Origin of the sequence: Marinobacterium aestuarii, assembly GCF_001651805.1 — a bacterium.
In the GTDB taxonomy this organism is placed as follows: Bacteria; Pseudomonadota; Gammaproteobacteria; order Pseudomonadales; family Balneatricaceae; genus Marinobacterium_A; species Marinobacterium_A aestuarii.
Window position 1 is genome coordinate 4589744 of record NZ_CP015839.1, and the last position, 24594, is coordinate 4614337.

Consider the following 24594-nt stretch of genomic DNA (forward strand, 5'->3'; position numbering starts at 1 on the left):
AACGCAGCAAGTTCAAGCGGAAAGCGCCAAAGACAACAGATGGAGGTTGCGAAAAAGAAAGGCGACGTCCGTGTCACAATTTGGCTGACAGCAATCCGGCGTCTCCAGCAATGCCGGCGTCTCTCCCTGCACCTTTCTCCAGCATTAAACGACAATATCACTAGCGTGATCCCGTCAGGCGGGTGCACTGCATTCAAACAACGGAGCCTGGTATGCGTAACTTTGCGTCACTATTCACCGGGCACGAGGCACCAGCAGCCAAAAGCACCTGTAACCCCAGTTTGCCGCTGCTACCCGAAGATCACTGTCACCACGACCCCGAGTATCCCGAGCGCAGCAAGGCCGACGCTACCAAGGAAGAATAGTGCAGTACTTTAGCCCCCGCTTAGACAGTTTTCGTCTATCAAGCGCTCGGCAGAGCACGCTCAGTACGCAGGCAGCCCTCGCCGGCGTCTTCTGCCGGCGAGGGCTGCGTTCACATGTCCACTAAAAATCCTGCATGGCTGCTTATAGAGCCTTCCGCTAGCCTTTCACGATCAGACTGTAATCCGGCGTCGGGTTCAGCGGGCAGGAGTAGACATACTCGCCGGGCTTGAGCTCAATTTCATAGTCGCGGGTCGTTCCCAGGGCCAGGCCACCGCCCGATACGCTGGGCAGCAGGGCGCGGTCCACCAGGGTTGCGCCGCGCAACCAGAAGCCCAGTTCATAGGGCACGTTCTCGTTACTGACCCGGAAAATATAGCGACCCGGTTTAAGCTCCAGCGTCTTTGCCCCGGCCAGGCGCTCCTCCCCGGATTGTGCATTGATCGCTTCGCAGTCAGCCATGCTGCGGGTGCTGTAACCGTGATCAACACCATTTTCGCTTTCAAGGAACTGGCATCCCGTCTGGGTCAGGTTGATCACCTGGGGCTCCTCGGCCTGAGCCGCGAAAGGTAGCGCCAGTGCCAAACCGAACAGGCCTGCACGTACTCCCCCGGAAATAAAACGCTGCTTGCTCATCCTTATCACCTCATCGAAAATTGTTTGCGGCAACCCGAACCGGTGAAGCCAGTCTAGGCGCGCTCTCTGAAAGGAGACTGAAAGTAAGGCCTGGAATCAGATGCAGAACAGGGCACTGACATTCATTTGCCGTACACTGGCGCTACCTTATAACTGAGTTGGACTCTGTGGAGGATCGATCGAATGTTCAAACGCATGACCCCTGCCCTGCTGTTGCTCGTTCTGCTCTGCGCCGGCCGCATCCAGGCCGCCGAACCCTTGCTGACCACCAGCTACGGCGCTCAGTACAAGGGTTTTGACCTGGCGCTGGTGCGCACTCTGAAGCCGCTGGGAAATAACCGCTTTGTGTTCGAGTCCAGAGCCCGGGGCTCGATCGCACGTATCGAGGAGAGCAGCACCTTCAGCCGTGATGCCAAAGGGCGCTGGACTCCGGAGCTGTATCGCTACAGTCAGTCGATACTGGGGATCTCGAAAAAGTACGAGCTGCGCTTTGATGGCGCCGGCAAAAAGGTGACCTACAGCGACAAAAAGGGCCAGAACACCATCAACATTACGCCCGGCACCCTCGACCCTCTGCTCTATCAGCTCAAGCTGCAGCAGGACCTGGCCCGCCAGACTGGCGACTATCACTACCGCTTTGTCAGCCGCAGCAAACTCAAGGATTACCGCTTTGACATTGCGGGTAAGGAAAAACTGAAGCTCGACGGAAAAAGCATCGATACCCTGCGCCTCAACAAGCAGGGTAACGATGCCAGCCAGGAAACACTGCTCTGGTTCAGCCCCGGCAACGGCTACCAGCTTATGCGCCTGCGCCATACTGAAGACGGTGACAGCTACAGCATCAGCCTGAAGTCGCTGCAGCAGAGCCCGGCGTTCATAACCTGGCTGCAGTAATTCAGGCTACGTCACCGGGCGATTATCGAGACGCTTATTAGCGACACAGCCCCGTCGCTGCGGGGTCGGCCAGCAGACGATCCAGCTGGCTGCGGTTGATCCAGGCAATATCCCCCGGCGTTGCGTACTTGAATGCCGCCACTGCGGCACCCTGGCGCAGCGCCTCGGAATGGGATTTGCCCGCCAGCCAGGCGCTGAGAAAACCGGCGGCAAAGGCATCACCGCCCCCCAGACGCTCCACCTCCTGCGCACTAAATGCATCGGTCTGATGCAGCTCACCGGCGGGTGTCAGCAAGGCGGCACCGGCACTGCCGCGGGTCATGACCAGCAGGCTATTGGGCGCCCAGCGCTGAAAGCGGCGCAGCGTGCGCTCGTGGCAATGGGCATCCCAGGCCTCGGGCCAGAGCGCCTGAATATCCCGTTCCGCCACCAGCAACAGGTCCAGTTGCCCCAGCAGGGGCTCCAGACACAGGCGTGCCCGCTGTGGCGACCAGAGGCGCTGGCGGTAATTGATATCCAGACTGCAGGGAATGCCGGCCTCCAGGGCCAGCTGCAATGCCTGCTGCGCCGTGGCGCAGGCCGATGCCGACAGCCCCAGGGTAATGCCCGAGGTATGAAACAGTCGCGCCCGTCCCGGCTGGAACAGGGCCACCGGCAAGTCTGCGGGCTGCATGCGGGCCATGGCCGAATCGGCCCGGTCGTAAATCACCTGGCTGCGATGGGGTGCCCGCCCCGGCTCGTAAAAATACAGCCCCAGGCGGTCATCACCCCCGGGGCTGACATGCTGCACATCCACATTGTGCTGACGCAGCGATTGCCGGACCCGGTCACCCAGTTCGTTCTCCGGCAGGCGTGACAGCCAGGCGCAATTGAGCCCCAGGCGCGCCATGGCACTGAGGGTGTTCGACTCGCAGCCGCCCACCTGCACATCGAAACCGGCGCTCTGGTCCAGCCGCTGCAGATCAGGCGGCGTCAGGCGCAGCAGGGTTTCTCCCAGCGCGATAATATCGTAAGCCTTGTTCACCTGGTGCTCCTCAAGTCACCTTGCCCCGTGCCAGCACCGCCTCGGTACGGCGGAATTCACCGTCACGACAGAAGTGCACCTCGTCGAACAGGTTGGAAACCGGGCAGGCATGGTTGGGAATGATCCGCAGCCGCTCAGCCACCAGCGGCGCCTGGCTGCAGGCGGAGAAATCCAGTACCCCATGCTCTTCACTCAGCCCAATCACCCGCGCCTGCGGATAACCCACCACCTGACCGTAACCGTCCTGTCCCAGCAGATCCGACGTCAGCGCCTTGCTGCCCGCGTCCACGATCACCCTTCCTGCCACCGGTACACTGACCACGGTGGTCAACACCGTCAGCGCGCAGTCCGCCTCGCAAGCGCCGGCAGCCACCTGGGAGCGGTCCTGGTACACATAGGTGCCAATGCGGTACTCATTGACGATGGGCGCTTCATGGGCATGCCACATGCTGGGCGTACCGCCACTGCTGAACACCTCGAGCGCCAGGCCCTGCTGCTCGCACAATGCAGCCGCCCGGCTGAACCACTGCTGCACCACGGCTTCGCTGTAGGCCGCCGGATACGTCATGAGCCCGCGCAGACGCAGGCCCGGCAAGCGCGCCACCAGCTGCGCCAGCTGCGCCGCCTGTTCCGGGCTTTGCACGCCACAGCGACCGGCGCCGGTGTCGCACTCCACCAGCACATCCAGTGTTTTACCCGTACCCTCGAAGGTCGCCGAAAGCCCCTGCAGCACCGCTTCGCTGTCGGCCACCACCGCCAGGGTCCTGACCTGGCCTGCGAGTGCCAGCAGCCGTGCCAGCTTGGCGGCGCCAATGATGTTGTAGCTGATCAGGATGTCGTCAAACCCCGCCGCGGCGAAAACCTCGGCCTCCCCCACCTTCTGGCAGGTTATGCCAATAGCCCCGGCGTCCAGCTGCTTGCGCGCGACCCAGGGCAGCTTGTGGGTCTTGATATGCGGGCGCACCCGCAACCCCTGCTCGTCGCAATAGGCCTGAAAACCGCGGATATTGGCCTCGAGTATCGCCTCGTCGATCAAAACGCAGGGCGTGTCCAGTTGTGGGTAGAGCATCAGCGTGTCTCCAGTGTGTCGTCTGTGAGTGCGTGGGGGTTCTCCACGATCGGCCAGATCGGACGGGTCATCTTGCGATAGTTGCTGGTGACTGGGTTACTGGGATAAGGCCCCCCCGCATCACAGTAGATAATGTGCTGGCTGATGGCGGCGAACGCATCGTAAAAGTGATTGGTCGACTTGATCAGCAGGATCGGCTTGGCCGCAGGGTCTATACCCAGATTGCTGAACAGGTCCGGCGCAAAGGCCTGGGAGCGGTTGCTGTTGAGCACCACATCGATGGCCGTATCCGCCAGGCGTATGCAGACGCTGTCCCCCAGGGGTACCACGCTGTCGCCAAAGCTCTGCACGGCATCGCGCACCACCCTGCGGATCTCCACCCAGGCATCCATGGGCGCGCCGGCGTTGTCCCCGGCCTTGCCGCCAAAGCGCAGCCTGATCTTCGCGCCCTCTCCCGCCGCCACGCAAAAGCGCACCGCCATGGGATCCCAGATGGTGCCCACCGCCGCATCGGTCACCCCCATGTCGAGCATTTTCTGCAGCACCAGGGTCGAGTCCCCGGCCACACCGCCGCCGGGATTGTCCCAGACATCGGCGATGACCACCGGCTGCCGCGACGAGGCCTGGGCCTCTGCGATCGCCAGCTCAGGCGCTATATAGGGCGGGCGGGTTTTGCCGCGAAAGGAAAACAGCTCCATGCCAAGGGATTGCGCCAGGCTGTCCGCGCGGGCCTGGTCGTTGTCGGTAATCACCAGCAGCCGGGTGCCCATCTCGGGTACATCCCCGGCCATAAAGCCGTGGATAACGGAAATGGACAGCACTGCCGGCTCCTGTTCCAGCTGATGCAAGCGATCCACAAAGCTGCGCATGGGTTCAAGACTGGTGGGCAACACCTCTATCATCCGGCAATCGAACACCGCTGCCGTCGGCTTGATCTCCCCCTGCACATGGCGCACCGCCAGGTCCACCAGGTCCCGGGCGCGGTCGACGAAGTCGGTGTGGGGAAACTCCTTGAACGCCAGCAATATATCCGCCTGCTCAACCCGCTTGGCCGTCAGGTGACTGTGGGGATCGAACTCGGCGGCGATGGTCGCCGTCGGCCCCACCAGAGCCCGCACCCGCGCCAGCAGATCGCCTTCGCAGTCGTCATAACCGTCGGCCACCATGGCGCCGTGCAGCCCGAGTATGACCGCATTCACCGGCAGGGCGGCACTGAGTTGCCCGAGTATTTCATCGCGCAGCAGCTCGTAGGTGCTGCGGTTCACCAGGCCGCCGGGTTCGGCCCAGGCGGCGGTGCCTTCGATCAGCTCCCAGCCCAGCGCCGGGATTTTCTCGCGACAGGCAATAAAGGGGGCACTGCACAGCGTCGGCGTGGCCGGATGTTCGCCGGGCGGGGCATAAAAGCTTTCCTTGAATGACGCCAGATCCGTGAACACCGGCGAAAACGTATTGGTCTCGGTGGCCAGTGAGGCTACAAAAACTCGCATAAAACACCTCGAGAGGTTGGCCCCGAACACAGGCTCGGGGGCCTGGGGACTTAGTTCAGGTAGAGCTTGTCGTTGGCCTGCTGGGTTTCATTCAGAAACAGATCCAGCAGTTCGACACCCTTGCCGTCCTGCACCTGGCGAATGTCTTCAATGACCACCGGCTGGGTCGCCTCGCGGAAACGTTCGCGCTCCGTTGCCGACAGGGCGTTAACCTTCATGGTCTTTTTCAGCCCCTCCAGACCGCGCTCCGAGGCTTCGATCACGCGGGACAGACCTCTGCCGGCGACAATGCCCGACTGGGCCGCAAAATGGATGATCTTGCGTTCCTCGTCCGTCAAGCCGTCATAGAAGGCCTTGTTCAGCATCAGCGTATAGGGCGCAAACAGATGGTTGGTCAGGGTCAGGTATTCCTGCACCTCATCAAACTTGGCGAAGGTCACCGTGGGAATCGGGTTCATCTGGCCATCGATAACGCCGGTCTGCAGGGAGGAATAAACCTCGCCCCAGGCCAGCGGATAGGCCTCGCCACCGAGGGACTGAATAATCTTCTGGTGCGTCGGCAGGGTCATGGTGCGAATGCGAATGCCCTTGAAGTCTTCCAAGGTATTGATCGCCCGCTTGGAGTTGGTCACCGAGAAGAAACCACCGGTATCGGGAAAACCCAGTACCTTGACGTCGCCGAGGCTGGCGTCTATATCCGCCGCCAGCGCCTTGCCGAAACTGCCGTCCAATACCTCATAGGTGGACGCATTACTGTTGAATGCAAAAGGCACATCGAGCACACCGATACGGGGGTAATAACCCGCCAGGGCGCCGGTAGACGACAGCGTGCCCTGGATCTGGCCATCCCGTACCATCTGGATATGTTCCTTCGCCGAGCCCAGCTGATTGCTAGGGTAGATCTCGACCCTGATCTCGCCATTACTGGCCGCTTCAACGATATTCTTGAACACGCCGGTGAAGGCATGGGCCGGGTTCTCCAGCATGTCCGCCTTGTTGTCATGGGCGAAGCGCAGCACCTTTTCGGCGTTGGCCGTCAGGGGCATGGCGGCCAAAGTGGCCAGCAGGGATGTAGCGGCGATGGAGGTGATTATTTTTTTCATCGACAGTCTCTCTATGGTTTCAGGTGGATAAATGGCCGTAGCCGCAGGATTCAAGCCGGCTCAGTAACCCAGCAAACGCGGGATGAAGAGCGTGACTTCAGGGGTAAAGGCAAGAAACATCAGCAGGATCAGCTGGCCTATCAGGAAGGGCATCAGCTCAGCCGAAATGCGTTCCAGCTTTTCGCCGGTGACCGACGACAACACGAACAGGCAGGCGCCCACCGGCGGCGTCATCAGCGATATATTCAGCGCCAGTACGAAGATAATGCCGGCGTGCAACGGGTCCATGCCGATCTGCTCGGTCAGAGGTACCAGCACCGGCGCCAGAATGATCAGCATGGCGTTGATATCCATGATCATGCCCACCACCAGCAGCAGACCAATAATCAGCAACAGGATCACGTTGGGGTTATCCGACAGCTGGCTGATAAAGGTGGCGATAAACTGGGGAATCTGATTGAAGCTCAGCCACCAGCCAAAGATCGAGGCGGCGCCAATAATCAGGTAGATCACCGCTGAAATCTGCGCCGTACTGATCAGCATGCGAAACAGGGCGGCAAAGCTCAGGTTGCGATACACCACCGAGCCAATAAAGAGGGCATAGGCCACCGCGACTGAGGCCGCTTCCGTGGGTGTGACGATGCCGCTGACAATGCCACCCAGGATAATCAGGGGCATCAGCAGTGCCAGCAGCGAGCCTTTGAAGTGACCCAGCAGCTGGCGCAGTGAGGCGCGCTGGGCCGCCTTGGGCAGATTCTTGCGCTTGGCGAAGACGGCAATAATGGCCATGCACACCAAACAGATCAGCAGGCCCGGCAGAATGCCGGTGGCGAACAGGCCGCCGATGGAAACTCCCATCAGGGATCCGTACACCACCATCAGGCCGGATGGCGGAATGGTCGGACCTATGATGGAGCCCGCCGCCGTAACGGCACAGGCGTAGGGGCGACTGTAGCCCTGCTCCACCATCGCCGGCACCAGGGTACGACCAAAAGCGGCAGCATCAGCCGTAGCCGCTCCGGTGATACCGGAAAAGAACACCGACGCCACCATGTTGGAGTGCGCCAGGCCACCGCGAAAATGCCCCACCAGCGCCTGGGAAAACTGTACCAAGCGGGAGGTAATACCGGTGTGGTTCATGATTTCGCCAGCCAGAATAAAGAACGGCATGGCCAGGAACGGGAAGATATTCAGGCCGTTGAAGACCTTGGCCGGCGCCAGCGACGCAAAATGCAGTCCGCCGATGCTAAACATGCCGGCCAGGCCCGCCAGGCCCAGCGCAACGCCTACGGGAGTACCGATAATCAGCAGTACCACCAGAATCAGGGCGATCGTCATTGCGTCACTCCTCTGTATTGTTGTTATGGTTGGCGGCAAAACACCGCGCTCAGCACTTTGGGGGGTTATTGCAGCTGCAGTGCCTTTTCTGAATCCGCTGCGGGCTCCAGCCTATCCCTGCCACAGTCCCGCAGCAGTGCCAGCAGGCTTTGCAGCGCCGCCAGACCAAAGGCCACCGGAATAGCACCGTAGGGATAGGCCATGGGCAAGCCGAAGACCGTGGAAACCTGCTGCAGCCCCTTGACCACCAGCTCAGTGCCGGAGAAGGCCAGGTAGCCGAAAAACAGCAGCGACAGCAGATCCACCAGGATTCTCAGGCCGCGCTGCACTGGCGCCGGCAGATGCTGCACCACCGTAGACAGGCCTATATGTTCACGCCCCGCCGTACAGCAGGGCACCGCCAGCAGGATCGCCCAGATCATGATGTAGCGCGCCAGCTCCTCGACCCAGCTGATCTGCCAGTGCAGCAGGTAACGATCGAGCACCGCGATCCACACATCCAGCAGCAGCACGGCCATCAGCACGCCGACAACCCTCTGATTCAGCAGATTGATTCTGCCACTGAGCCTGCTGCTCAGCCTCTGACACCGGCTCATAGGGAGACCTCTGTTTTTGTTATTTATGAACACAATCTTCACTTTGTGATTGAAATATGACCCTGAACAGGGTAAAAATCAACTGTAAATTTAAAAAAGAGAAGATTTTCTTCATATTTTATTCAGGAGTACATCTATGCCTATCGAACGATTCCGCCTTGCAGGTCAGGGTGCCGGTGGCCAGGAGCTGCCTTTCGCCAAGGCCACCAAAGCCGGTGGCTTTCTGTTTGTCTCGGGCCAGGTCGCGCTGGAAAATGGTGAAGTGGTGGAAGGCGGCATAGTGACCCAGACCCGCAAGGCCATCGAGAATGTCAAAGCCATACTGGAAGAAGCCGGTTACGAGCTCGAAGACGTGGTCAAGGTGAATGCCTGGCTGGACGACCCGCGGGATTTCTGGAGTTTCAACGGCGTCTTCAAGGAATACTTCCAGGGCCACCCGCCGGCACGCTCCACCGTGGTGTCACCGCTGGTGGTAGACGCCAAGGTGGAAATCGACGTCACCGCCTACAAGGATCCGCAGTAACACCCGCCTCGCCTGGGTTTGGTAACGCGTCCATACCCAGGCGCAGGCCCCGGCTCGCTGAGGTTTGTGAAGCGGTGTTATACTCCAGCGCAGTGTTTTCAGACCCGGTGCGGCGGCGCGCTACTGACCCATTGCTGACTATCAAGGAAGGGTGAACCCCATCATGACGCCACCGGCAGCCCCCGATATAGTGTCCGCGCTCAAGGACAATACCAATGCCATGAGCAAGGCGGATCAGCGTCTGGCCGAGGTGATACTGTCCGACGTCGATCGCGCCGTGCATGCCAGTACCACCGAACTGGCACAGTGGTCCGATACCAGCACGCCTACAGTGACGCGATTCTGCCGCAAGCTGGGCTTCAAGAATCTGCGTGAATTCAAGGTTCACCTGGCCCAGGCACGCGCCGTGGGGGTGCGTTTTCTGGCCGGTCAGACCTCGTCCGGCAGCCACTCTGAAGCCGCCGAGCAGGTGGTACGCCGCGCCCAGCAGGCACTGGAAATGCAGCTGGCGCTGCTGGACAGCGAAACTATCCAGCAGGCGGTCAGTGCCCTGCAGCACGCCGGGCGCATTGCTGTATTCGGCAGCGGCGGCGGCTCCACCATAGTGGCGCAGGATGTCGAGCACCGGCTGTTTCGACTGGGTCTGGCGGTCAATGCCTACCAGGACAGTCAGATGCTGCAGATGGTCGCCGCAACACTCAAGAAAGGTGATGTACTGCTCGCCATCTCCACCTCCGGGCGCTTCGCCGATCTGGCCAACGCCTGTGATATCGCCCGCGGCTACGACGCCACCGTTATCGGCATGACACGGCCCGACGCCCCCCTCTGTGCCCATCTGGATATTCTGCTGCCGGTGGATATCCCCGAAGAGAAGAGCTTCGTGAATCAGCCCACCGCCTCGCGTTATGCCCTGCTGGCAGTGATCGACGTGCTGGCCTCGGAGCTTGCCATCGCCATCGGCGAACGGGCGCTGGAGAACGTACGCCGCATCAAGCACCACCTGGTGGCATACCGGGATCACGACGACAGCCAGCCCCTGGGGGACTGACGACTCAGCAGTGCCTGCCTATTTTCGTACCCTAAAAACAAAAAGGCCGGCAATCTTTACAGACTGCCGGCCTTTTTAGTCACTCAAGCTTTTCTACCTGAGTGTAGAGATTACACCTTGTGGTAGATCTTCCCGCCGGTTTCCAGGAACTCCTCGGCCTTGCGCAGCGTATTCAGGAGTGTTGCATGCCCGGCGTGATGGGCGGCGAAGTCCTGTACGCCTGACTCGTTTCAAAGAAAAAGGAAAAAGGCCGGCTACCTTTGGGGATAGCCGGCCTTTTATTCACTCGAAAGTTGTTACCTCAGTGTAATGATCACACCTTGTGGTAGATCTTCCCGCCGGTTTCCAGGAACTCCTCAGACTTCTGTTGCATGCCCGATTCTGCTTCCAGGTTGATGGCCTCGATCTGGGTGGCATCCAGCAGACGCACTTCCTGGCTGATCTTCATGGAGCAGAACTTGGGTCCGCACATGGAGCAAAAATGCGCCACCTTGGCGGACTCTTTCGGCAGGGTTTCGTCGTGGTAGGCACGGGCCGTGTCCGGATCCAGGCCGATGTTGAACTGGTCTTCCCAGCGGAACTCGAAGCGCGCCTTGGACATGGCGTTGTCGCGGATCTGCGCGCCCGGATGCCCTTTCGCGAGATCTGCAGCATGCGCGGCGATCTTGTAGGTGATGATGCCGGTCTTGACGTCATCCCTGTTCGGCAGGCCCAGGTGTTCCTTGGGCGTGACGTAGCAGAGCATGGCGCAGCCGTACCAGCCGATCATGGCCGCACCTATGCCTGAGGTGATGTGGTCGTAGCCCGGTGCTATATCGGTGGTCAATGGGCCCAGGGTGTAGAAAGGTGCTTCGTGACACTCTTCCAGCTGCTTGTCCATGTTCTCCTTGATCATGTGCATAGGCACATGGCCAGGGCCTTCGATCATCACCTGCACATCGTGCTTCCAGGCGATCTTGGTCAGTTCACCCAGGGTTTCCAGCTCGGCAAACTGGGCTTCATCGTTGGCATCGTAGACGGAGCCGGGACGCAGGCCATCACCCAGGGAGAAGGACACGTCGTAGTCCTTGCAGATCTGGCAGATGTCTTCGAAGTGGGTGTAGAGGAAGTTTTCCTGGTGATGCGCCAGGCACCACTTGGCCATGATGGAGCCACCGCGGGAGACGATACCGGTCATGCGCTTGGCGGTCATGGGCACGTAGCGCAGCAGTACGCCGGCGTGAATGGTGAAGTAATCCACGCCCTGCTCCGCCTGTTCGATCAGGGTGTCGCGGAACACTTCCCAGTTCAGGTCTTCGGCCACGCCGTTCACTTTTTCCAGCGCCTGGTAGATGGGTACGGTACCGATGGGCACCGGCGAGTTGCGCAGTATCCATTCACGGGTTTCATGGATGTTCTTGCCGGTGGACAGATCCATGATGGTATCGGCGCCCCAACGGGTGCCCCAGGTCATCTTGTCGACTTCTTCTTCGATCGAGGAGGTGACCGCAGAGTTGCCGATATTGCCGTTGATCTTCACCAGGAAGTTGCGACCGATAATCATCGGTTCCAGCTCAGGGTGGTTGATGTTGCACGGAATAATGGCACGGCCTTCGGCCACTTCCTTGCGCACGAATTCCGGCGTGATTTCTTTTGGCAGGCGGGCACCAAAGCTGTGTCCGGGGTGCTGCTGGTCAACCATGCTGCCTTCGGCTTCGGCTTTGGCCAGCTTCATGTTCTCGCGGATGGCGATGTATTCCATCTCCGGCGTGATGATGCCCTTGCGTGCATAGTGCAGCTGGGTGACGTTGCCGGCCTGGCCGTCTTTCAAGGGGCGTGCACGACGCGGCTTGCGGGTCAGCTCGAAGCGCAGCTCATCCAGGCTCGCATCGGATTCGCGCATGCGACCGTAATCACTGGTCATGCCATCCAGCATTTCGGTGTCGTTGCGCTCGTCGATCCAGGCATCACGCAGCGGATGCAGACCCTTGCGCACGTCTATGGCCGTGTTCGGATCTGTGTAGGGGCCTGAGGTATCGTAGACATAGAGCGGACCGTTTTTTTCTCCACCCAGACCCGTGGGAGTATCGTCCAGCGAGATTTCGCGCATGGGGACGCGAATATCCGGTCGGCTACCCTCGATATACACCTTGCGGGACTTGGGGAACGGCTGCACTGAGGCGACGTCAGCGACAACGCCACGACTGAAAGGCTTGTTTTGCTCGGCCATTTTATTCTCATCCTCTTGGGTCGGTTTAGCGCCGGCATCCTGCCAGCATGATTGAAAAGCGTGTTTTGAGCTTAATTTGGGCATAGGCCCCCCAACCCCGCCGTGATTGGCGGGCCAGGGTTTCACTTCAGGAATTCATTCAGGCGCTCAGATCGAGCCCCATCTGCCAGAAGGCGCCTTCCATCCGGGTCGCGGTATGGAAGGTGTGTGACAGTTCACCGAGGCGCCGTGCCGGCATGCCGGCGCAGAGTTCATCCAGCAGGCGGATTTCGGCGTCGGCGACCTGCTGATACTCCTCACTGGCGTACATTTCGATCCAGGCGCGGTAGGGGTTTCCGTCCAACTGGGTCGTCGGCTGATCCAGCAGCCAGCGGGCGACTTCGGCATAGCCCACGATGCAGGGCGCCAGCGCCGCATGCAGATCTGCCAGGTCACCGCATAGACCCGAGTCCAGCACATAACGGGTATAGGCCACGGTGGCGGCCGCCTCCGGCAAGGCCTGCAGCTGCGCTTCGCTGATACCCCAGTCGGCGCAGTACTGCACATGCAAGCCGATCTCGATATCCAGCATGGCGTTGATGCCCTGCTGGGCATAACGCATCTGCTCCAGGGTGCGGCTTTTGTATACCGCCAGGCCCCAGGCACGGCTGAACTGCAGCAGAAAGAGGTAATCCTGCTTCAGATAATGGGCAAAGGATTCCGGCGCCAGGGTGCCGTCACCCATGCCGCGCACAAAATCGTGCTGGATATAGGCATCCCAGTCGGGTTGGGCGGCGCGCTTAAGCTGTTCATAGATGGACATGATCATTTCTGCTCGGTCAGCAACACATCAAAGAACGCCTGTTCCAGCCAGGCCATGCGGGTAAAACGCTGCTCAAGACGCTTGCGGTCCGCCGCATCCAGCTCGCCAAAGCTGTCGAGCTCGCTCTGCAGCCAGATCACAAACGCCTCGAACTCGGGCAACACGTGGATATCGATCCATTCCCGCAGCCAGAAACGCGTCGGCGGCGTCTTTTGCGCCTCGCGCTGGGCCCAGCTCAGATACACCCATTCGGCACAGGCCAGCACCACTATCATGTCGGCGTAGCCACAGGCCTGGGCATCGCGCATTTCCCGCGCCAGCAACTGGGCCACCGGGTTCAGCTCAGGCGCCCGGTAATCGGCAGGGCTTACATCAAGGGCGGCAAAGGAGCGCTCGAAGTAGTCATTCTCGGCCGACGTCAGCGCCGCCAGAAAACCCGCCAGCCTGCCCTTGGCCACCATGTCCGGCGCCGCCGCCAGGCTGAACGCGGCATGATCGGCCAGGGTGCCGATAAAGGCATAGTCCTGCAGCAGGTAGCGGATATAAACCGCGTCCGCCAGGCTATCGTCACCGAGCTGAACGGTGAACGGGTGCTCTACGGCACCGCTCCACCAGGGCTCGGCATTGCTGCGCAGCTGTTGTGAAAATGACATGTTCATCAGTGCTCCGACGTCTTACTTGGGTTCAAGTGCGTAAGTCGATACCGCAGGGTTGGCCTTGGTCAGGCCCTGGGCCTGCATAAAGGCCCCCATGCGCTCGTAGCGGCCGTTATCCAGCGCCGCCGGGCGCAGTGCAAAGCGGGTCAGGGTATCGGCCCAGGCACGCTTGTTCAGTTCGTTGTCCAGATCCGCCTTGTAGCTGACAAAGCTGGTCCAGGCTTCATCCGGATGATTGACGATAAACTGGGTCGCCTTTTCCAGCGCCCGCATGAAGCGGCCATACTTGGGGTCCTTGCGGTCCTTGTTGTTCACCACCAGCACCAGCTCGTCGTAGGCCGGCACGCCCAGCTCCTCGACGTAGAACGCCCGCCCCGGATGACCCTCGATATCCATCTGGTTCAGCTCGAAGTTGCGGTAGGCGCCGATAACGGCATCAACATTGCCGGTAATAAGGGACGGCGACAGCGACCAGTTCACGTTCACCATTTCGATATCCGACAGCGCCAGACCTTCACGGGCCAGCATGGCCTTGAGCAGCGCATCCTCGAAACCGCCGACCGAATAGCCGACCTTCTTGCCCTTGAGGTCTTCAATCGACTTGATATCGCTGCTTTCAAGCACCACCAGGGAATTCAGCGGCGTTGCCACCAGGGTCCCTACGCGGCTCAGCGGCAGACCTTCATCGACCTGCACATGCAGCTGCGGCTGATACGCCACCGCCATGTCTGCCTTGCCGGCCGCAACCAGCTTGGGCGGCATGGACGGGTCCGCCGGCTCCTGCATCACCACATCAAGCCCCTGCTCCTTGAAGTAGCCCTGCTGCTGCGCCACGATCAGCGGGCCGTGATCCGGATTGATAAACCAGTCCAGCAGCAGCGTGACCTTGTCCGCCGCCATAACATTCGCACTCAGCAGCGCAGCGGCCAGCATGGCGCCGACTTTTAGCTTTGTTGTTTTCATTATTCTGCCTCCCGGGCATCATCAAACAGGGTTTCGGACTGCCAGGGCATCAGGCGCCGCAGCAGCCAGTCAATCAGGAAATACAAACTCACCGCCATCAGCGACAACACCAGCAGGGCGGCAAACATCAGATCTACCTGCATGCGCGCATTGGCATGCAGCATCAGATAACCCAGCCCGGTGGATGAACCCACCCACTCCCCCACGACCGCCCCTATGGGCGCCACCGAGGCGGCGACCCGCAGCCCCGAACCCAGCGCCGGCAGTGCCGAGGGCAGGCGAATCTGCAGCAGCTGGGTGCGTTTGTCCGCCCCCAGGGTGCGGGCCAGCTCCAGCCAGGCCGCCGGTGTATGCCGCAGACCGTCGTAACAGGCCGCTGTCACCGGGAAATAGATGATCAGCGTTGCCATGGCGACCTTGGAAGCCATGCCATACCCCAGCCAGAGCATCAGTACCGGCGCCAGTGCGAACACCGGGATCGACTGGCTGATCACCAGGATCGGCAGCATCCAGGGCCGCAGGCGCCGAAACCAGATCAGCGTCAGGGCGCTGCCAAGACCCAGCAGGACGCCGAGCAACAGACCCAGCAGTATCTCCGCCAGGGTCACACCGGCATGCTGCAATATCAGGCCTATATTGCCGTACAGCGCCGCCAGCACCCGCAAGGGCCCCGGCAAGATAAAATGCGGTGCATCGGTTAACCACACCAGCAGTTGCCAGAGGCCGCAGAGCCCTGCCGCTATGCCCAGGCTACGCAGGGCATTCATGTCGACAGCTCCATCAGCTGGCGCAGCAGACGCCCCTGCAATTCCAGCACCTCGGGCTGATCCACCGCCCGGGGCGGTGCATCAAGCGGGCGCAACGGTGCGGTGAGGCGGGCCGGGCTGCCCTGCAGCACCAGCACCTGATGCCCCAGCCGCAGCGCCTCCAACGGATCATGGGTAATCAGTAACACAGTGCGGTCAACCAACAGGTGGGCCGCCAGATCCTGCAACTTCAGCCGCGTCACGGCATCCAGCGCCGAGAAAGGCTCATCCATCAGCACCAGCGGGCGGTCTTCCATCAGCATGCGCGCCAGGGCCACACGCTGGCGCTGGCCACCGGACAGGGCCGCAGGGTAGCGTGAATCAAGCCCCGCCAAACCCACCTGGTTCAGCAGGTAGCGCGCCTGTTCGCGCTGCGCCGGCGTGACACGGCTGCGACGCAGACGCGGCCCCAGCAGCACATTATCCAGCACGCTCAGCCAGGGCAGCAGCAAATCCTGCTGCGCCATCCAGGCCACGCGCCCGTCCAGCGACTTGCCATCGCTGGCAACAATCTCGGCCCGCACCTGCATCTGCTCGGTCAGCCCCGCCAGCAGGCGCAGCAATGAACTCTTGCCAACGCCGGACTGCCCCAGCAGACAGGTCCACTCGCCGGCCGGCAAGTGAAAATTCAGGTCGCTGAAAACACTGTGACCCTGCCAGGCAAGACTGGCGTTGCGTACATCAATTCCGAGCATCCGGCCGCTCACCACCAACGGTGGAAGTGGTGGACAGGCCCATGACCGCTGCCGATCTCAAGCCTGTCCGCCGCTTCTATGGCCGCACTGATGTAGGCCTTGGCCGTCTCGACTGCCGCCTGCACCGACACCCCCTTGGCCAACTCGGCGGCTATGGCGGATGACAGGGTGCAACCGGTGCCGTGGGTATTGCGCGTAGCGATACGCCTGGCGGGCAGCCAGAGCAGTTGCTCGGCCGTGCAGAGCAGGTCGGCACTGTCCTGCCCCTGCAGGTGCCCACCCTTGAGCAGCACCGCCTTGGGACCGAATTCAAGCAATGCCTGGGCGGCACGAATCATGTCATCGCGGCAGGTCGGTTCTTCGCAATCGAGCAGCACCGCCGCTTCCGGCAGGTTGGGGGTAAGAATGGACGCCAGCGGCAGCAACTCGGTCCGCAGGCTGACAACTGCCGCTTCTGCCAGCAATTTGTCGCCGCTTTTGGCCACCATGACCGGATCGAGCACTATATTGCGGGCCTGGTAGCGCCGCAGTTCCTCGGCCACCACGGCAATCACCGCCGGCTGGCTCAGCATGCCGATCTTGACAGCGCCAATGGCCAGATCATCGAATACGGTTTGAATCTGGCTGCGAATAAATTCCGGCGGCACATCCTGGATGGCGCGCACTTCGCGGGTGTTCTGGGCCGTCAGGGCAGCAATAACCGAAGCGCCATAAACGCCCAGCGCAGAAAAAGCCTTGAGATCAGCCTGAATCCCGGCACCGCCGCCAGAATCGGACCCGGCGATGGTCAGTGCTATGGGACAGGCATGCGGGGAACGCTGCTGCATGTTCGGCTCCGGATAAATTTGGCTGTCGGCCAAAGATTCACCAGAAGAACAGAGGAAAGAGTATATGGGACATATCTCGGTTTCCTACACCGGTACTAACCGGATCAGGTTCAACGGGTTTGATCTCAGCCCCTCAAATGACCGAGCAGAACATCGGCGAACCGATATGCGCTCGGTGCTTTTTAAGGCACCCCGACAAGAAGGCATCTAGTCTATGCGTTTCACAGGGATAATGTCCACGGCCAAATTGATCTGAGCATTGGGCCAGTCAACATTCGACAGGCCCCGCGCCATCCGGGCAGCCAACTGTAAATATTTCGTGACAGTTTCGATTTTTCGAGCGCATCCGGTCGCCACGCCAAAACCGTAAACTTTATGAAACAGCTTTTAGGACTTTTTCCTATATTAATAAATTGGGTAACGTCCATAATCAGTCAGGTGGATCTCCTGTTCATGGAACGAATAGCAAGGATGGCCTCGGTAAGCGCAAAGGACGAATCGGAAGCACGCAGGACGCAATTCAAGCGCACGGAAAATGGAAGCCAGACAAGAGGGCGTGATGACGGATCATCCCGCCCTTTTTATTTTATCCCCGCTTTACAACACCTTAGCCTTTCAAAACGACATTAACGCGCGGTCCAGCCGCCATCCACCGCAATCGCCTGGGCGGTAATATTACGTGCCGCAGAACTCATCAGAAACAACGTCAGTCCAGCCAATTCCTCAATACTGATAAAGACCCCCTTGGGCATGGGCTTGAGCATTATTTCGCTCACTACCTCAGCTTCACTGATGCCGTTTTCCCGTGCCTGATCCTGAATCTGCTTGTCCACCAGGGGTGTGCGAACATAGGAGGGGCAGATGGTATTGATGGTGATATCGGTATCGGCCGTCTCCAGCGCCACCACCTTGGAAAAACCCAGCAGCCCGTGCTTGGCCGCCACATAGGCGCTCTTGTAAGGCGATGCCACCAGGGCATGAATGGAGCCGATATTGATAATGCGTCCGTAGCCCGACGCCCGCATGGCGGGAAGCAGTGCCCGCGTAAGCATGGCGGCGCCGTTCAGCATTACCTGCACCAGCAGGTCAAAACGCTCAGGAGGAAAGGATTCCAGTGGCGCCACATGCTGCAGGCCGGCATTGTTGATCAGCACATCCACCGTTTCGGCTTGTAACAGCGACGCCAGCTGATCGATATCCGCCTGAGCACTGACATCCAGTGTCAGCGCCCGCGCCTGGCCACCGGCGGCCAGTATCTGGTCTGCAGTACGCTGTGCAGTCGCCGCAATCAGATCGGTGGCGATAATGCGATGCCCCTGTGCAGCCAGTACCAGCGCCACCGCCTGGCCAATACCGCTGCCGGCCCCCGTAATCAGCACCGTTCTGTTCTGCATGACGCTCTCCGCTGGAATGATGTCTGACCATACTCCAGCAGCTCGCCCAGATAAAACCCAACTGAAAATGGATTGCGCGGCGCTCAGGTGCCCGCTGTTACCCAGGGCTGGGCGGCATGCTGACGCCACAGCCGTTTGGCCAGAGATGCCGCAGGCTCTGCATGACCGTCTGCAATCCAGCGCGCCAGCGCACCGGCCACGTCCGGATAAGGCGCCGGGGACAGATTGGGCTCTTGCAGCCAGCGTTTGAGTTGCCCCAGGTCACAGTCGCCGTTCATCACCCAGGCCAGATTCAGCTGCTGCATGATTTCAGCATTGGAAAGCTGCTCCACCTGGCCACGATAGGGCTTGCTCAGCAACTTCTTGCCGTACTGCACCGTTTCGCTGGCCAGCCCGAAGCCACTGTTGCTGATCACGCCGGCACAACTGGCCAGATCCCGTTCAAAGCCATCACGACTGAAGGGTTGGAAGTGCACATTTTTCTGTGTTCCGGGCTCGGTACTATCGCAATAAACCACAAAGCGGTAGTCCGCAAAACGGCTGAACCAGTCGAGCAGCTGGGCGCGGCTTTCATGGGGCAGATACACCAGAATCTTGTCGATTTCTAGCGTCACCGGATAGCGCGGTGGCGAGATCAGCGGTGGCAGTATGGGCTGGTCAAAGTGATGCCAGTGCAGGCCAATGGCGGTATCCACCGGTGCCATCAGACGAACGGCACCGCGCGTCAAATACCCCTGGTGCCGCCCCGGCAGGTCGTAGTTGAACACATACTGATGGGCGATACCTATACTGGGGATCCCCTGGCGCCGTGCCGCCCAGGCCGACACCGGTTCGAAGTCGCTGATCACCAGATCATAGCCACTCAGATCCAGCCCGCGGATCTCGCCCCACAGCTGCCACAGGCTGTTGTTGCACAGGGTGCCGAGCGCATTCACACGCCCGCCGGCGCCATACTGGAAGGTCAGGCCGCGGCGACAGCGATAATCGCCAAAGGGTTCCATATCAAACAGCTGCTCCGGGGGTCGACCACTGAACAGGTAGTCGACCTCCAGCCCCTGTGCTGCCAGGGCTCCGGCCATGACCCGCGCCCGGGTAATATGCCCGTTCCCTGTCGCCTGCACACCGTAGAGTATTTTCATGGCGCTTTACCCCAGACCGAACAGCAGAATACCGAGTTGCGCGCAGCAGATGCCCAGCAAGGCGCCGGCGAGAATATCCGATGGGAAATGCACCCCCAGCAATACGCGGGAGGCGCCGATCAGGCTGGCCAGCCCGTAGAGTGGCAGCAGCAGGCTGGGATAATGTGCCACCATCACAGCGGCAAAGGTAAAGGCCGCCGCCGCGTGACCGGAGGGGAAACTGAAGCGGTCCGAGGGTTTTATATAGGCCGAGAAATGATCGAAGCGATCGCAGGGCCGGTCGCGCCTGATCAGGTTTTTAAGCACCAGATAGGCCGGCAGTTCGATCCCAAACGCCAGCAGGCCGGCCTGCAGGAAGCGATGCCCGTCCTCGGGTTCGAACAGCGCCAGCGCAACGCCCAGCAGGATGTAACAGAGGCCATCCCCCAGTCTCGACACCCAGCGACTGACAGACGCCAGTTGCGGTGCCCGGGCATGACCCTGGCACCAGTGGAACGCAAGCGTATCAAGCTGAGTGATTTTCTGTTGCAGCGTATTCATCGGCATCACCTGACAGTATTGCAGTCAGGTGCATTGTCCGATGCCGCCGGTGACAGCCACATGAACAGACCATGACACCGGGATGACAGCGACTCAGGCGGGGGTGGCGTGTGAACTTTGCAGTTGCTGATGAAACCACTGCGCCGAGCGTTGCGCCAGCACAGCGGCATTGTCCCAGGGCAGCATATGCCCCTCGGCCGGAATCAGCACCAGCTCAATGGGATGCACCGACTGCGCCACGACGCGGCGGGCATAGTCCACATCCAGCACCTCATCCCGCGTACCCTGCATGATGACCAGCGAAAACGGATACTCCTGCTTCAAAATGCCGGCGCTGCGACTGAACAGGCTGGCCAAGGTGCGCAACGGATACTCGAACACCAGCATGGGGTCGGCGTTGATCAGTGGACCCGCCGGATGGCCGGCCAGCAGGGTTTCGAAGTCAATAAAGCCCTTGAGCGGCACCTTCATGCGCGGAAACATCCAGGCCGATGCACTCGTCCATTGCCAGCCCAGGCCATGCAGCAGATCCGGTGCCAGTTCGCTCAGCAACAGAGTGCCACACAACAGCGCCTGCACCCGGCTGTCCTTTTCGGCCAGCGCCAGGCCCGTCACAGCTCCACCGGAATAGCCAAACACGCCCACAGGACCGCTGAAGCGTTCCTGCAGCGTATCCAGCACGCGCTGCAGATCCCCCACTGTATCCTCGACACTGTAATAGCCGCGCTCGCCGCCGGAATAACCGTGGCCACGGGGATCAACCCCCACAACATTGAATCCCTGATCCCGAATGCCCGCGAGCAGCTCGGCATAGAGCTCGGAATAGGTCCCCAGCCCCGGCAGAAACAGCAGTACGGGGGCCTGACTGTCGAACTCGTACAACTCGCAATGAATCGGCGGATCCGCCTCAATCTGCAGTACTTCCCTGCCCTGCAATAGCTCCTGAATGCCCAAACCATCCCGCAACTGCTCGCGAAAGCTGTTGCGCTGCAGCGCCTTGTCAGTCAACGCGGATTGCGCTGCGGTCATAGATTATAAACCCCTGTAATAAGTCATACTCGCCCGTAGCTAGCGCTGACAGCGCGGGCAAAACACAGTACTGCGCTGCCCCAGACGAATTTCTTTAAGTACAGTACCACAGCAGACACAGCTATCGCCGCCCCGACCATAGACGCACAGCTCCTGTTTGAAGTAGCCAGGCTTGCCATCACCGCCGACAAAGTCCCGCAAGGTGGTACCGCCCTGGGCAATGGCGCGTTCCAGCACCTGCTTGATTTCAGCCACCAGTCGCGCCAGGCGCGGCGCAGATATCCGCCCCGCGGCCCGCTGGGGATCAATACCGGCGGCAAAGAGCGCTTCGTTGGCGTAGATATTCCCCACCCCCACCACCACCTTGCTGTCCATGATGCGCAGCTTGATCGCGCTGCGCCGCCCCTTGCAGGCCTGCTGCAACAGCGGCGCATCAAAGGCTTCTGACAACGGCTCAGGCCCCAGTGACGCCAGTAGCGCATGCTCGGTGCCGGCTTCCTGCCAGAGCACGGCGCCAAAGCGCCGCGGATCAGTCAGGCGCAGGGCGAGACCCGAATCCAGCAGAAAATCCACATGATCGTGCTTGCCGGGCAGCTGCTCACCGGGCACCAGCCGCAGGCTGCCGGACATGCCCAGATGCACCAGCACTGTGCCGGCGTCAAAGTCGATCAGCAGATATTTGCCACGGCGCGACACCGCCCGCACCGGCTGACCTTCAATCAGCCCCGCCAGTTCCGGCGGCACCGGCCAGCGCAGCCGCGGCTGACGCACCACCAAAGCCTGGACACTGTGATCCTGCAGATAGGGCGCCACACCTCGCCGGGTGGTTTCGACTTCAGGCAACTCAGGCATCGGTTAAAGACTCCACGCCACGCAAAAAAAGGAGGCGCCATGATAGCAAACCCCGACTGAGAACCCTGCAGGCTGCAGCACGGCCCTTTAGCCCGAGCCTTTCACCCCGGCCCCAGTCGCTGATATCGCTGGCGCGGTAACGCGGGCGGGCCTGATCACCAGGTACACACCCAGCACGGCGATGGCGATGCCGCCCAGGGCAACGGGGGCCAGGCTTTCGTCGAACAGCCACCAGGCTTCCAGTGCCGTCACCGGCGGCACCAGATAGAAGTAACTGGCAACTCTCGCCGCTTCGCCTTCGCGGATCATCAGCATCAGCAGCAGAATGGCTGACACCGACAACCCCACCACAAGCCAGAACAGCGCCAGAAACAGCTCTGGCTGCCAGTCCACTGCCTGGGTTTCAAACCCAAAGCTCAGCAGCCCCATCAGCAGGGCCGTGGACAAATACTGATAGAAAGAGCCACTCAGCAGGTCCACCCCCTGCCCAAAGCGCTTCTGATACAGGGTGCCCACCGAGATTGCCACCAGAGCCAGCACCAGTGCCAGCAACGCCGGCCAGACCAGCTCACCGGATGCGCCCGAGTCACGCCCCGCCAGCACCAGCGCCACACCTAACAGGCCCAGCAGCAAACCGATCCACTGCAGACTGCGCAAGCGGCTGCCGAGCCACTGCCAGGCAATCAGCGCTGTGAGCAGCGGCTGCAGGCCAACCAGCAGCGAGGCAATCCCGGCCGGCATCTGCCAGCTAATGGCCGCAAACACGCCCCCCAGATAAGCCCCGTGCACCATCAACCCCACCACCATCTGGTGCATCGCCTGACGCGGCCCCAGCGCCCGGGCACGGAAGATGCGCATCAGCAGTGCAAACACCACCAGGGTGAGCAGCATGCGGATGAACAGCAGGTAAAAGGGTTCGATATAAGGCAGCCCGTACTTGGCACCGATAAAACCGGTACTCCAGAGCAGGACGAAAAGCAGCGGTACCCAGCGTACCAGCCGCGCCTGAAAATCGCTCATGCATAAATCCTCTGGGTGACTGAGTCTAGCTTGCCGCCAGGTTGAACAAGGGTTCAAGCATACGGTGTTTACGCCTGGGCAAAACAGACACAAGACGCCGTTATTTGGATGGGTACAGTCGCATTCAATGGCACATCCAAGACCATATGTAGCTAGACTGTGCCCATGAAAATATATGAACAGACCGCCGAGCTGTTGCGCAACCAGATTCTGGAGCAGCAGTTGCGCCCTGGCGATCCGCTGCCCTCGATCCGTGAGCTGTCCAGCAGGCTCAGTATCGGCCGCAACAGCGTGATACACGCCTACATGATGCTTGAAGACGAACAGCTGATTGAGCCCCGCCCGCGCTCGGGCTACTACGTGCGGGCACGCCCTCTGAGCCCGAACCCCGGCACCGCACTGGAGCCGCGCAAAGTGCAGCTTGGCGCCACGGCGCTGGAAATAATAGGCGCGGCCCAAAATGCCCAGCTGGTTCCCCTGGGCAGCGCCGACCCGGATGCCCGCTGTAGCGGGCGCGAGTTTTTCTACCGCCGCCTGTCGCGTCATGCCAGGGATATAGCCGCAGCACCCGGCGGCAACAGCCACTACGTGGCGCCTCCCGGGCTAAATGCGCTGCGGGCGCAACTGGCGCGGCGCCTCCATTCAGCCTCGCTGCCGGCCGGCGCCGACGATATCGTCATTACCAACGGCGCCCAGGAAGCCATCACCCTGGCGCTGCTGGCACTGGCGCGCCCCGGCGATACCATAGCCGTGGAGTCGCCCTGCTTTTATGGCACCTTGCAGTGCATCGAAGCCCTGGGCATGCGGGCGCTGGAAATCCCCGGGCACCCGCAGTTGGGCATGGATATGGAGGCGCTCGCTCAGGCGCTGTCGCGCTGGCAGGTGAAGGCCATACTGACCAACCCGAGCTTCAACAACCCCACCGGCGCCTGCATGCCGACGGCTGCACGCCACAGACTGTTGCGCCTGGCCTGCGAGCATGACCTGCCCGTTATCGAGGACGATGTCTTCGGAGAGCTGTGCCACCAGGGCAGCCGACCGCCGCCGCTCAAGGCCCTGGATACCGAAGGACGGGTGTTGCTGTGCAGCTCGCTGTCCAAAACCCTGGATTCCGATATCCGTATCGGCTGGATCATGCCGGGGCGTTACTATGAGCAGGTCAACTACCTCAAATATGTCACCACCCTGGCCTCCCCCGGCATACTGCAGCATGCAGCGGCCGACTTTCTGGCAGACAATCGCTATGAACGCCATCTGCGCCAGGTACGCCGGCGCTATCAGGCACGCCTGGGCCTGCTGCTCGAAGCCATCTATCAGTACTGGCCGGGCTGCGCCCTGCCGCTGATCCCCAAAGGCGGTTTTCTTTGCTGGGTTGAACTGCCCCCAGGCTTTGACAGCGACCGCCTGTACCGGGCAGCCCAGCAGGCCGGTATCGGCATTACCCCCGGCAGCCTCTTTGCCAGCGACGGTCGCTTTAGCCACTGTATTCGGCTGAACTACAGCACCTTCGAGGCCACGCCCTACTATCTGCAGGCCATCGAAGCGCTGGGAGACCTGATCCGCGAGCAGCTATAACCCCTG

At 60.8% G+C, this 24594-nt stretch carries 25 protein-coding genes and 1 riboswitch; of the genes, 5 read left to right on the forward strand and 20 right to left on the reverse strand.

The window, feature by feature from the left end; genetic code table 11:
* Window positions 1-212: 212 nt before the first annotated feature.
* A complete protein-coding gene (locus A8C75_RS23725; protein WP_157890341.1) occupies window positions 213-365 on the forward strand; it encodes a hypothetical protein in 153 nt (50 codons plus the stop codon).
* 157 nt (window positions 366-522) lie between these two features.
* On the opposite strand, the gene A8C75_RS20115 is transcribed toward A8C75_RS23725, so the two are convergent.
* A complete protein-coding gene (locus A8C75_RS20115) occupies window positions 523-999 on the reverse strand; it encodes a hypothetical protein (protein ID WP_067386148.1) in 477 nt (158 codons plus the stop codon).
* 183 nt (window positions 1000-1182) lie between these two features.
* On the opposite strand from A8C75_RS20115, the gene A8C75_RS20120 reads away from it, so the two are divergent.
* Window positions 1183-1893 (forward strand): DUF3108 domain-containing protein, encoded by a 711-nt coding sequence (locus tag A8C75_RS20120; RefSeq protein ID WP_067386149.1) that lies wholly within the window; start codon window positions 1183-1185, stop codon window positions 1891-1893.
* Between the two features lie 37 nt (window positions 1894-1930).
* Here the strand turns inward: A8C75_RS20120 and A8C75_RS20125 are convergent, their stop codons facing one another.
* The 6 genes from A8C75_RS20125 to A8C75_RS20150 form a co-directional block, all read right to left on the reverse strand.
* A complete protein-coding gene (locus A8C75_RS20125; RefSeq protein ID WP_067386150.1) occupies window positions 1931-2917 on the reverse strand; it encodes a sugar kinase in 987 nt (328 codons plus the stop codon).
* Between the two features lie 10 nt (window positions 2918-2927).
* A complete protein-coding gene (locus A8C75_RS20130; RefSeq protein WP_067386151.1) occupies window positions 2928-3986 on the reverse strand; it encodes a D-TA family PLP-dependent enzyme in 1059 nt (352 codons plus the stop codon).
* Complete coding sequence (locus A8C75_RS20135; RefSeq protein ID WP_067386152.1) at window positions 3986-5473, reverse strand: M81 family metallopeptidase; 1488 nt, start codon at window positions 5471-5473, stop codon at window positions 3986-3988. The genes A8C75_RS20130 and A8C75_RS20135 overlap by 1 nt, the downstream gene beginning before the upstream one ends.
* 50 nt (window positions 5474-5523) lie before the next feature.
* Entirely contained in the window at window positions 5524-6576 is a 1053-nt protein-coding gene (locus A8C75_RS20140) for a TRAP transporter substrate-binding protein (RefSeq protein ID WP_067386153.1), read from the reverse strand.
* Between the two features lie 60 nt (window positions 6577-6636).
* Entirely contained in the window at window positions 6637-7914 is a 1278-nt protein-coding gene (locus tag A8C75_RS20145) for a TRAP transporter large permease (protein WP_067293141.1), read from the reverse strand.
* Window positions 7915-7979: 65 nt separating this feature from the next.
* The gene (locus A8C75_RS20150; protein ID WP_067386154.1) at window positions 7980-8510 is read right to left on the reverse strand and encodes a TRAP transporter small permease; all 531 of its coding nucleotides are present in this window, start codon (window positions 8508-8510) and stop codon (window positions 7980-7982) included.
* A gap of 136 nt (window positions 8511-8646) precedes the next feature.
* Here A8C75_RS20150 and A8C75_RS20155 point away from each other — a divergent pair, with 136 nt between their 5' ends.
* The gene (locus A8C75_RS20155) at window positions 8647-9033 is read left to right on the forward strand and encodes a RidA family protein (RefSeq protein ID WP_067386155.1); all 387 of its coding nucleotides are present in this window, start codon (window positions 8647-8649) and stop codon (window positions 9031-9033) included.
* Window positions 9034-9196: 163 nt separating this feature from the next.
* Window positions 9197-10081: a MurR/RpiR family transcriptional regulator gene (locus A8C75_RS20160; protein ID WP_067293130.1), complete on the forward strand. Its 885-nt coding sequence runs from the start codon at window positions 9197-9199 to the stop codon at window positions 10079-10081.
* Window positions 10082-10394: 313 nt separating this feature from the next.
* Here the strand turns inward: A8C75_RS20160 and thiC are convergent, their stop codons facing one another.
* From thiC to A8C75_RS20225, 13 genes are all read right to left on the reverse strand, one after another.
* A complete protein-coding gene (thiC, locus tag A8C75_RS20165; protein ID WP_067386156.1) occupies window positions 10395-12290 on the reverse strand; it encodes a phosphomethylpyrimidine synthase ThiC in 1896 nt (631 codons plus the stop codon).
* A gap of 139 nt (window positions 12291-12429) precedes the next feature.
* Window positions 12430-13092: a thiaminase II gene (tenA, locus tag A8C75_RS20170; RefSeq protein WP_067387552.1), complete on the reverse strand. Its 663-nt coding sequence runs from the start codon at window positions 13090-13092 to the stop codon at window positions 12430-12432.
* Between the two features lie 2 nt (window positions 13093-13094).
* Window positions 13095-13751, reverse strand: a complete 657-nt coding sequence (locus tag A8C75_RS20175; protein ID WP_067386157.1) for a TenA family protein — start codon at window positions 13749-13751, stop codon at window positions 13095-13097.
* A 15-nt stretch (window positions 13752-13766) separates the two neighbouring features.
* Complete coding sequence (locus A8C75_RS20180) at window positions 13767-14711, reverse strand: ABC transporter substrate-binding protein (protein ID WP_067386158.1); 945 nt, start codon at window positions 14709-14711, stop codon at window positions 13767-13769.
* The gene (locus A8C75_RS20185) at window positions 14711-15478 is read right to left on the reverse strand and encodes an ABC transporter permease (protein ID WP_067386159.1); all 768 of its coding nucleotides are present in this window, start codon (window positions 15476-15478) and stop codon (window positions 14711-14713) included. Before A8C75_RS20185 ends, A8C75_RS20180 begins: the two co-directional genes overlap by 1 nt.
* On the reverse strand, window positions 15475-16212 hold the full coding sequence (locus A8C75_RS20190; protein WP_067386160.1) for an ABC transporter ATP-binding protein: 738 nt from the start codon (window positions 16210-16212) through the stop codon (window positions 15475-15477). Before A8C75_RS20190 ends, A8C75_RS20185 begins: the two co-directional genes overlap by 4 nt.
* A gap of 8 nt (window positions 16213-16220) precedes the next feature.
* Entirely contained in the window at window positions 16221-17039 is an 819-nt protein-coding gene (thiD, locus tag A8C75_RS20195; protein ID WP_067386161.1) for a bifunctional hydroxymethylpyrimidine kinase/phosphomethylpyrimidine kinase, read from the reverse strand.
* Between the two features lie 63 nt (window positions 17040-17102).
* A riboswitch (TPP riboswitch) is annotated at window positions 17103-17244 on the reverse strand.
* Window positions 17245-17665: 421 nt separating this feature from the next.
* Window positions 17666-18433, reverse strand: a complete 768-nt coding sequence (locus tag A8C75_RS20200) for a 3-hydroxybutyrate dehydrogenase (RefSeq protein WP_067386162.1) — start codon at window positions 18431-18433, stop codon at window positions 17666-17668.
* A gap of 83 nt (window positions 18434-18516) precedes the next feature.
* Window positions 18517-19572, reverse strand: coding sequence for an MJ1255/VC2487 family glycosyltransferase (locus tag A8C75_RS20205; protein ID WP_067386163.1), 1056 nt, complete (start codon window positions 19570-19572; stop codon window positions 18517-18519).
* A 6-nt stretch (window positions 19573-19578) separates the two neighbouring features.
* Window positions 19579-20112, reverse strand: coding sequence for a phosphatase PAP2 family protein (locus A8C75_RS20210; protein ID WP_067386164.1), 534 nt, complete (start codon window positions 20110-20112; stop codon window positions 19579-19581).
* Between the two features lie 93 nt (window positions 20113-20205).
* The gene (locus tag A8C75_RS20215; protein WP_067386165.1) at window positions 20206-21141 is read right to left on the reverse strand and encodes an alpha/beta hydrolase; all 936 of its coding nucleotides are present in this window, start codon (window positions 21139-21141) and stop codon (window positions 20206-20208) included.
* A 39-nt stretch (window positions 21142-21180) separates the two neighbouring features.
* Window positions 21181-21993, reverse strand: a complete 813-nt coding sequence (gene mutM, locus A8C75_RS20220) for a bifunctional DNA-formamidopyrimidine glycosylase/DNA-(apurinic or apyrimidinic site) lyase (RefSeq protein WP_067386166.1) — start codon at window positions 21991-21993, stop codon at window positions 21181-21183.
* 87 nt (window positions 21994-22080) lie between these two features.
* Window positions 22081-23013 (reverse strand): DMT family transporter, encoded by a 933-nt coding sequence (locus A8C75_RS20225; RefSeq protein WP_067386167.1) that lies wholly within the window; start codon window positions 23011-23013, stop codon window positions 22081-22083.
* Window positions 23014-23178: 165 nt separating this feature from the next.
* Here A8C75_RS20225 and A8C75_RS20230 point away from each other — a divergent pair, with 165 nt between their 5' ends.
* Window positions 23179-24588, forward strand: a complete 1410-nt coding sequence (locus A8C75_RS20230) for an aminotransferase-like domain-containing protein (protein WP_067386168.1) — start codon at window positions 23179-23181, stop codon at window positions 24586-24588.
* Window positions 24589-24594 lie beyond the last annotated feature (6 nt).